We start from the raw sequence: 8,730 nt of genomic DNA on the forward strand, positions 1-8,730 counted from the left end.
GTTCCGCTAAGCGACCAGCACGTGGCGCTGACCTGGGCGCTGCGCCACTCCCACGCCCACCGCCAACTGGCTGCGGCGGGCCAGGGCACGGCGATCGCTGCCCGGCAGCTGCAGGGATTCCACGTGAACATGCGCCAGGGTGCGCCGCTGGGCGAGCATCCGGCCCATCGCCGCGCCCAGGGTGTCGTCCCCGACGAAGGCCGGAGCGGTTGAAATAAGGCCGTCGACGTGGTGATACGTCAATCGCAGGGGCTGCACCGGGCGTCCCGCGTCGATCGCGGCCTGGAACATCGCCGGATAGAACGAGCCGCAGGCCACGCCGCACCAGGTGGTGCCCTCGGGGAAGGCCACCACGGTCTCCCCCGCGCTCAGCCGCTCAGCCACGGAATCCACCACTGCGGGCAGCCGGCGCAGGCTGGCGCGGTCGATGGGAATGATTTTGAGCAGGCGCGCCGTGAGTTCGCCGAACATGTCGGCCCGGGCGACGTACCACCCGGGCAACACCGCCCCGACGGCGAAGACGTCCAGCCAGGACATGTGCGGGCCGACCACCAGGACCCCGCGCAGGTTGCGGATCGGGGCGCCCGACACGCTGATCCGGACCCCGAATACCCGCAGCACCATCCCGCAGCAGAACCGTCGCACCCGCATCTGACTTGGCCCTGGCACCAGCGCCAACGGCGCCACCAGCAGTAGCAGCAGCGCCAGCATGACGCGAAGCGTGACCCGCAGCACCACCAGCCACCGCGGCGACGCGGGGCCGACACCCACGCAGGTGCTGTCGCACGTCGCGCGCGGCAGCCAGGCGTGGTCGGTGGCGGCTGCGGGAGCGGTCATCGGGCGCCGCCCACCGTCTCGCGGCTCATCTCGGAGACCGCCGATACCGACCTCAGTCTTCGCAGATACCGGGTATCGGCCTGGCCTTTGTCCAGCAGAACGCAGAAGTCGCCGACACCGAAGTCCAGGTCCAGGGCGGGCTCGCCGCAGGACTTGGCGCCCAGCCGCAGGTAGCCGCGCATCAGCGCCGGAACCGAGGGTCGCGACGGCGGCGCGATCTCGTCGAGGGTCCGGCCGCCCACGACCACCGGCTGGTGCGGGTAGACCTGGTACTGCGGCGGCGCCGCGTGGCGGCCCCGGACGAAGTCACGCACGCCCCGAAGCTGGCTGCCCGGCGCCTGGTCACCGCAGTCACTGCCGATCGGCACCGATACACACCCGGTGACGTAGTCGTACCCGTAGCGGTCCAGGTAGGCCAGGATCCCCGCCCACATCAGCAGCACGACGCCGCCGTTGCGGTGGCCGTCGCGGACCACGGCGCGGCCCATCTCCACCAGCGACGGCCGCAGTGGGTCGAGCGCGCGCAGGTCGAATTCCGTCGCGGTGTAGAGGCCCCCGGCCGCGATCGCGCCCGCCGGCGCCAACATCCGGTAGCAACCCACCAGCTCGCCGGTGTCGTCGTCACGGACCAGTAGGTGGTCGCAGAACTCGTCGAAGCGGTCCACATCGCGCTCTCTGGCACCCGATGCCGGCAACGCGAAGCCGGGGGTGCTGGTGAATACGTCGTATCGCAGCCGCTGCGCCGCCTCGATCAGGCTGGGGTCGGTGGACAACAACAGCGAGTAACGCGGACCAGCAGAGCCTCTCGCCGCTCCGTCCGGTTTGTCGCTCGGTATCAGGACAGAAGCAATGCTCATGGGGAACAACGTGACGCAATCGAGGAGCTAATCGGCATCGGCGCTATGACGTGTCGGTGCACGCAAGATGACGAAATGTGTTGCGGGGATGAAGTGCGGCGAATCTAACGCCAACGCTGATCCATGCGTGATACGTCGTATCTGTAAGAGCGGCAACGTGATAAACACCCGCACGTTCCTCGTAGTTAACGTTCTCGCCAAATTGGCGACACGGGCCGTCGCGGCCGGGTAATCCCGAATTATGTTCGGGGCCAAGGATTCTCACTATTCGACATGCCGCCCGGGGAACCGATAGGCGACTTTCGATTAGTGACGGTCCGGGCGGGCGCATAACGCAAAAGCCCCCGACGCGACATGCGCGCGGGGGCTTTTGCGTAAAGCGGAGACGGACTAGCCCTTGCGGGTCTTGATCGCGTCGGTCAGCTGAGGAGCAACCTTGAACAGGTCGCCCACCACGCCGTAGTCGGCGATCTCGAAAATCGGCGCCTCTTCGTCCTTGTTGACCGCGACAATGGTCTTCGAGGTCTGCATGCCCGCCCGGTGCTGGATCGCCCCGGAGATGCCCAGCGCGATGTAGAGCTGGGGCGACACCGTCTTACCGGTCTGGCCGACCTGGAACTGGCCCGGGTAGTAGCCGGAGTCGACGGCGGCACGCGAGGCACCGACGGCCGCGCCCAGCGAGTCGGCCAGCGCCTCGACCACGTTGAAGTTCTCCGCGCTGCCGACGCCACGGCCACCGGCGACCACGACGGTGGCCTCGGTGAGCTCGGGGCGGTCGCCCGCGACCGCGGGCTCGCGAGCGGTGATCTTGGTGGCGTTCTCGCCGGCGGCCGGCACCTCCACGGTGACCTGCTCACCCGCACCCGCCGACGGCTCCGCGTCGACCGCACCGGCCCGCACGGTGATCACCGGGGTGTCGCCATTGGCCTGCGCCTCGACGGTGAACGCGCCACCGAAGATGGAGTGGATGGCCTTGTTGCCCTCTTTGACGTCGACCACGTCGACCAGCAGGCCGGAACCGAGCCGGGCCGCGAGACGGCCGGCGACCTCCTTGCCGTCGGCGTTGGCGGCCAGCAGAACCGCTGCCGGAGAAGCAGATTCGACCAGCGAGGCCAGCACGTCGACGACCGGGGTAACCAGGTAGTTGTCGACGTCCTCGGATTCGGCGACGTAGATCTTGGCGGCGCCGGCTTCCTTCAGTCCGTCAGCCAGCGGAGCGGCCGTGCCCGGCGCGCCGACGACGACGGCGGACGGCTCGCCCAAAACGCGTGCGGCGGTGATTAATTCGGCAGTGACCTTTTTCACCGCGCCTTCAGCGTGCTCGACGAGCACCAATACTTCAGCCATGGGTTATATCGCTCTTCTCGTGTATGTGGTTGGTGCTCGTCTTAGATGATCTTCTGGCCGACCAGGTACTTGGCGATTTCGTTCCCGCCTTCACCTTCGTCAGTGACCTTCTCACCCGCGGTCTTCGCAGGTTTCGGTGTCGACTCCAGCACCGTCGACCCGGCGTTGGCCAGCCCGACCTCGTCGCTCTCGACGCCGATCTCGGCCAGGCTCAGCACCGTGACCTCTTTCTTCTTGGCGGCCATGATGCCCTTGAAGGACGGGAAGCGCGGCTCGTTGATCTTCTCGGTGACGCTGACCACCGCGGGCAGCGTGGCCTCCAGGGTGAACAGGCCGTCGTCGGTCTCGCGCTCGCCGGTGACCTTGTCGCCCTCGATCGACAGCTTGCGCAGGTGGGTCAGCTGCGGCAGGCCCAGGTACTCGGCGATGATCGCCGGGACCGCACCGCCGGTGCCGTCGGTGGCCTCGTTACCGGCGATGACCAGCTCAGTGCCCTCGATGGTGCCCAGTGCACGGGCCAGCGCCCATCCGGTCTGGACCACGTCCGAGCCGTGCAGGCCCTCGTCCTTGAGATGAACGGCCTTGTCGGCTCCCATCGACAGCGCCTTGCGGATGGCCTCGGTGGCGCGCTCGGGACCGGCCGTCAGCACGGTCACCGAGCCCTCGCCGCCTTCCCGCTCACGAATCTGCAGGGCCTCTTCGACGGCGCGCTCATTGATCTCATCCAGCACCGCGTCGGCGGCCTCACGGTCCAGCGTGTAATCGCCGTCAGTCAGCTTGCGCTCCGACCAGGTGTCTGGGACCTGCTTGATCAGGACCACGATGTTCGTCATGAGTGTGGTTTGTCCTCCTTGAAGGAGTCTCGCAGCAGTCAGCCACGGGACTTTCAGTACGCGTTTTGCAGCGCACGGTCGTGTTACTACTCGGTAACTTTGTGCGGCCTGCCATCACACCATAGCGGGTCATACTGCAGGTTCTTGCGCCCTGCCTCCCCCGCCAACGGGCGACTACCCGCGGGGCGGTTCGCGAATCCGATACTTCGCGTTAGCCTCCCTATGCAATGAGCGCATTCGTCCCCGACGTTCCCCCGGGCATCCCCGACGGCACTTCACCGGCGGTCGATGCGGTGTTGACGCTGACCGGTGAGCGCACCATCCCTGACCTGGACATCGAGAACTACTGGTTCCGCCGCCATCAAGTCGTATATCGGCGACTGGCAATGCACTGTGTGGGCCGCGACGTGCTCGAGGCTGGATGTGGCGAAGGTTACGGTGCCGATTTGATCGCGCAGCACGCTCGGCGGGTCGTCGCGGTGGATTACGACGAGGCGGCGGTGGCCCACGTCCGCAGCCGCTATCCCCGGGTCGAAGTCATGCAGGCCAACCTGGCCGAGCTGCCGCTGCCGGACGCGTCGATGGATGTGGTGGTGAATTTCCAGGTCATCGAGCACCTGTGGGACCAGACCCAATTCGTGAAGGAATGCGCCCGGGTGCTGCGCCCTTCGGGATTGCTGATGATGTCCACGCCCAATCGCGTCACCTTTTCCCCGGGCCGCGACACCCCGATCAACCCGTTTCACACCAGAGAACTCAACGCCGGCGAGCTGACCGAGTTGCTGGTCGACGCGGGTTTCTCCCGGGTGTCGGTTAGCGGGCTGTTCCACGGCGCGCGCCTGCGGGAGATGGATTTGCGTCACGGCGGTTCGATCATCGACGCCCAGATCGCGCGGGCCGTCGCCGATGCTCCGTGGCCGCCGCAGCTGGCTGCCGACGTCGCCGCGGTCACCATTGACGACTTCGACCTGGTGGCGGCGGGTGACCGCGACATCGATGACAGCCTGGATCTGATCGCGATCGCGGTGCGGCCGTGAGTACATCCGCGACACCGGTGCCCGGCATGTTCACGCTGGTGCTGCACACGCACCTGCCGTGGCTGGCCCACCACGGCCGCTGGCCGGTCGGCGAGGAATGGCTCTACCAGTCCTGGGCCGCCTCCTATCTTCCGCTGGTGCGGGTGCTGCGCACGCTGGCCGGCGAGGACCGGCACCGGTTGCTCACGCTCGGCGTCACCCCGGTGGTCAACGCGCAGCTCGACGACCCGTACTGCCTGGACGCCATGTATCAGTGGCTGGCCAACTGGCGGCTGCGGGCGGCCGAAGCCGCCAGCGTGCGGTCGGTTCCCCGATCGAAGTCGACCGGCTACCAATCCTGCACACCGGAAGCGTTGCGGGCGTTCGGGGTTCGTGAATGCGCGGAGGCGGACCAGGCGCTGGACGACTTCGCCACCCTGTGGCAGCACGGCGGCAGCCCGCTGCTGCGCAGTCTGATCGACGCCGGCACGGTGGAGTTGCTCGGCGGCCCGCTGGCCCACCCGTTCCAGCCGCTGCTCGCGCCGAGGCTGCGCGAATTCGCGCTGCGCGAAGGCCTGGCCGACGCCGGGCACCGCCTAGGGGCAGGAAAAGGGCAAGGCCCCGGCGGCATCTGGGCACCCGAATGCGCCTACGCCCCGGGCATGGAAAACGACTATGCCGCTGCGGGAGTCACCCATTTCATGGTCGACGGCCCGTCGTTGCACGGCGACACCGCGCTGGGCCGGCCCGTCGGCGACAGCGGCGTGGTGGCCTTTGGGCGCGACCTGCAGGTCAGCTACCGGGTGTGGTCGCCGAAATCCGGCTACCCCGGGCATGCCGCCTACCGCGACTTCCACACTTACGACCACCTGACCGGGCTCAAGCCGGCGCGGGTCACCGGCCGCAACGTGTCCTCGGAAGCCAAGGCGCCGTATGACCCCGAGCGCGCCGACCGCGCCGTCGACGTCCATGTCGCCGACTTCGTCGACGTGGTCCGTGACCGGCTGCGCAGCGAATCCGAGCGCATCGGGCGCCCGGCACACGTGGTCGCCGCCTTCGACACCGAACTGTTCGGCCACTGGTGGTATGAGGGTCCGACGTGGCTGGCGCGGGTGCTGCGGGCGTTGCCCGCCGCCGGTGTGCGGGTCGGCACGCTCAGCGATGCGCTCGCCGGTGGGTTCGTCGGAGAGTCGGTCGCGCTGCCGCCCAGTTCGTGGGGCTCGGGTAAGGACTGGCAGGTGTGGGACGGCGACAAGGTAGCCGACCTGGTCCAGCTCAACACGGAGGTCGTCGACACAGCGCTGAGCACCGTCGATAAGGCGCTGTCACAGACCACCGCGTCACTAGGCGGGCCAACCCCCCGCGATCGCGTCGCCGACCAGATCCTGCGCGAGACACTGTTGACCGTGTCCAGCGACTGGCCGTTCATGGTCAGCAAGGACTCGGCCGCCGACTACGCCCGCTACCGCGCGCACCTGCACGCGCACGCCACCCGCGAGATCGCCGGGGCACTGGCCTCGGGCCGGCGCGACACCGCGCAGCGGCTGGCCGACGGCTGGAACCGCGCCGACGGCATGTTCGGCGCCCTGGATGCCCGAAGGCTGCCCCGATGAAAATCCTGATGGTGTCGTGGGAGTACCCGCCGGTGGTGATCGGCGGGCTGGGACGCCACGTGCATCACCTGTCGACCGCCCTGGCCGACGCCGGCCACGACGTCGTCGTGCTGTCGCGGCGCCCGTCGGGCACCGACCCGAGCACGCACCCGTCATCCGACGAGATCAGCGAGGGTGTCCGGGTGATCGCGGCCGCCCAGGATCCGCACGAATTCGCCTTCGGCACAGACATGATGGCCTGGACGATGGCGATGGGTCACGCGATGATCCGCGCCGGGCTCACTCTGAAGAAACCGGGCACTGGGCGACTGTGGCGTCCCGATGTGGTGCATGCACACGATTGGCTGGTCGCCCACCCCGCCATTGCGCTCGCCCAATACTATGACGTGCCAATGGTTTCCACGATCCACGCGACCGAGGCCGGCAGGCATTCGGGCTGGGTTTCCGGAGCGATCAGCCGCCAGGTGCACGCGGTCGAGTCGTGGCTGGTGCGCGAATCCGATTCACTGATCACATGTTCGGCGTCGATGAGCGACGAGATCACCGAATTGTTCGGTCCGGGACTGGCCGAAACGACGGTGATCCGCAACGGGATCGACGCGGCGCGCTGGCCGTTCGCGCCCCGTCACCCGCGCACCGGGCCCGCCGAACTGCTCTATGTCGGGCGCCTGGAGTACGAGAAGGGTGTACACGACCTCATCGCCGCACTGCCGCGGATCAGGCGCACCAACCCGGGCACCACGTTGACCATCGCCGGTGATGGAACCCAGCAGAACTGGCTTTACGAACAGGCCCGTAAATACCGGGTACTCAAGGCAACTCGGTTCGTCGGACATCTACACCACGACGAACTGCTGGCGGCGCTGCATCGGGCGGACGCCGCGGTGTTCCCCAGCCATTACGAGCCGTTCGGTCTCGTCGCGCTGGAGGCCGCCGCGGCCGGTACCCCGCTGGTGACCTCCAACATCGGTGGTCTGGGCGAGGCGGTGATCGACGGGCAGACCGGGGTGTCGTGTCCGCCCCGCGACGTGGCCGGGCTGGCCGCGGCGGTGCGCACCGTGCTCGACGATCCGGACGCCGCGCAGCGGCGTGCCGACGCCGCCCGCGAGCGGCTCACCTCGGATTTCGATTGGCAGACGGTGGCCGGCCAGACCGCGCAGGTGTATGTAGCGGCCAAGCGTGGCGAGCGTCAGCAGCTGCCCCGCCTGCCGATCATCGAGCACGCGCTACCCGACCGCTGAGCCTCACGCGTTGTCGATGCCGATCGAATAGGCACAGTATCGCCACAACCGTTCCCGCTCGCGCTCGCCGTGCCAGGTCAACGGCAGGTAGTGCTCGGGGCGGGGCCGCCGATCGTGCCAGAAGCCGCCGGTCGGTGGCGCGGGATCGGTCGCGGCCAGCCAGATCGCGGTGTCGGCCGCCTGTTCGGGCGTGCGCAACAGCGGTGCCGTGAGCGAGCGGAAGGCCGGAAGCGACGTGGCCACCCCCGGGGTATCGGCCCAGCCGGGGTGCATGGCGTAGACGCGGATGTTGTCGTCGGCCCAATGCCGGGCCAGGATCGGGGTCAGCGCCACCTGCATCCGTTTGGTGCGCGCATAGGCGGTGACGCCGCTGTAGGGCTCGTCGAAGTATTCGGGGTCGTCGGCCGGCAGTGACTGGGTGTACATCCCGCCCGACGACATCAGGATCACCCGCGGGTCCTCGGCGGCGCTCAGAACCGGAGCCAAGCACTCGGTCAGCAGTACCGGACCCAGCACGTGCGTGGCCAGGGTGAGCTCGTGGCGGTCGACGGTCTCGGTCCGCTCGGGCGGCAACACCCCGGCGTTGTGGATCAGCACATCCAATTCCCACTCCCTGGCCGACAAGTCGGCCGCGAAGGCACGGACGTCGGACAGGTCGGACACGTCGCAGACCTCGACCTGCACGTCGGCATCGGGGTTGGCGTCGACGATCTCTTTTCGCGCCTGCGCACCGCTCGTCTCGTCGCGGACGGTCAACAGCACGTTCGCACCGAGCTGCGCCAGGCCGGTGGCGATCGCTTTGCCGATGCCACGATTCGCGCCGGTGACGAGCGCGGTCTTGCCCTTCAGCGCATGCGGCCGCGGGTCGTCGGGCCATCCCCACTGGCGCAGGTGGTAGCCGATGCGGGTGTAGCCGCCGACGATCGTCCGATCGAGGGCGGTGTCGAGCAGGGACCGCCAGCGGGCGTGAATACTCATGCAATCCC

8 protein-coding genes are annotated in these 8,730 nt (G+C 68.3%); 3 read left to right on the forward strand and 5 right to left on the reverse strand.

Features of this window, described 5'->3' with window-relative positions; all coding sequences use genetic code 11:
• Window positions 1–6: 6 nt before the first annotated feature.
• The 4 genes from DB708_RS04135 to DB708_RS04150 form a co-directional block, all read right to left on the reverse strand.
• Complete coding sequence (locus DB708_RS04135) at window positions 7–837, reverse strand: lysophospholipid acyltransferase family protein (RefSeq protein WP_108920695.1); 831 nt, start codon at window positions 835–837, stop codon at window positions 7–9.
• The gene (locus DB708_RS04140; protein ID WP_108920696.1) at window positions 834–1,694 is read right to left on the reverse strand and encodes a GNAT family N-acetyltransferase; all 861 of its coding nucleotides are present in this window, start codon (window positions 1,692–1,694) and stop codon (window positions 834–836) included. Before DB708_RS04140 ends, DB708_RS04135 begins: the two co-directional genes overlap by 4 nt.
• A gap of 390 nt (window positions 1,695–2,084) precedes the next feature.
• Complete coding sequence (locus tag DB708_RS04145; RefSeq protein WP_108920697.1) at window positions 2,085–3,041, reverse strand: electron transfer flavoprotein subunit alpha/FixB family protein; 957 nt, start codon at window positions 3,039–3,041, stop codon at window positions 2,085–2,087.
• A gap of 41 nt (window positions 3,042–3,082) precedes the next feature.
• Window positions 3,083–3,874, reverse strand: a complete 792-nt coding sequence (locus tag DB708_RS04150) for an electron transfer flavoprotein subunit beta/FixA family protein (protein ID WP_108920698.1) — start codon at window positions 3,872–3,874, stop codon at window positions 3,083–3,085.
• A gap of 227 nt (window positions 3,875–4,101) precedes the next feature.
• Here DB708_RS04150 and DB708_RS04155 point away from each other — a divergent pair, with 227 nt between their 5' ends.
• From DB708_RS04155 to DB708_RS04165, 3 genes are read left to right on the forward strand one after another with little or no spacing between them, the layout of a single operon-like run.
• Complete coding sequence (locus DB708_RS04155; protein ID WP_108920699.1) at window positions 4,102–4,911, forward strand: class I SAM-dependent methyltransferase; 810 nt, start codon at window positions 4,102–4,104, stop codon at window positions 4,909–4,911.
• On the forward strand, window positions 4,908–6,503 hold the full coding sequence (locus DB708_RS04160; RefSeq protein ID WP_108920700.1) for a 1,4-alpha-glucan branching protein domain-containing protein: 1,596 nt from the start codon (window positions 4,908–4,910) through the stop codon (window positions 6,501–6,503). Before DB708_RS04155 ends, DB708_RS04160 begins: the two co-directional genes overlap by 4 nt.
• Window positions 6,500–7,744 carry a glycosyltransferase family 4 protein gene (locus DB708_RS04165; RefSeq protein WP_108920701.1) on the forward strand — a complete coding sequence of 415 codons (1,245 nt, stop codon included), beginning with the start codon at window positions 6,500–6,502 and terminating at the stop codon, window positions 7,742–7,744. Before DB708_RS04160 ends, DB708_RS04165 begins: the two co-directional genes overlap by 4 nt.
• Before the next feature lie 3 nt (window positions 7,745–7,747).
• Here DB708_RS04165 and DB708_RS04170 read toward each other — a convergent pair whose 3' ends face one another.
• Complete coding sequence (locus tag DB708_RS04170; protein ID WP_108920702.1) at window positions 7,748–8,722, reverse strand: SDR family NAD(P)-dependent oxidoreductase; 975 nt, start codon at window positions 8,720–8,722, stop codon at window positions 7,748–7,750.
• Between the last annotated feature and the right edge of the window lie 8 nt (window positions 8,723–8,730).

This window comes from Mycobacterium montefiorense (assembly GCF_003112775.1).
GTDB classification, from domain to species: Bacteria; Actinomycetota; Actinomycetes; order Mycobacteriales; family Mycobacteriaceae; genus Mycobacterium; species Mycobacterium montefiorense.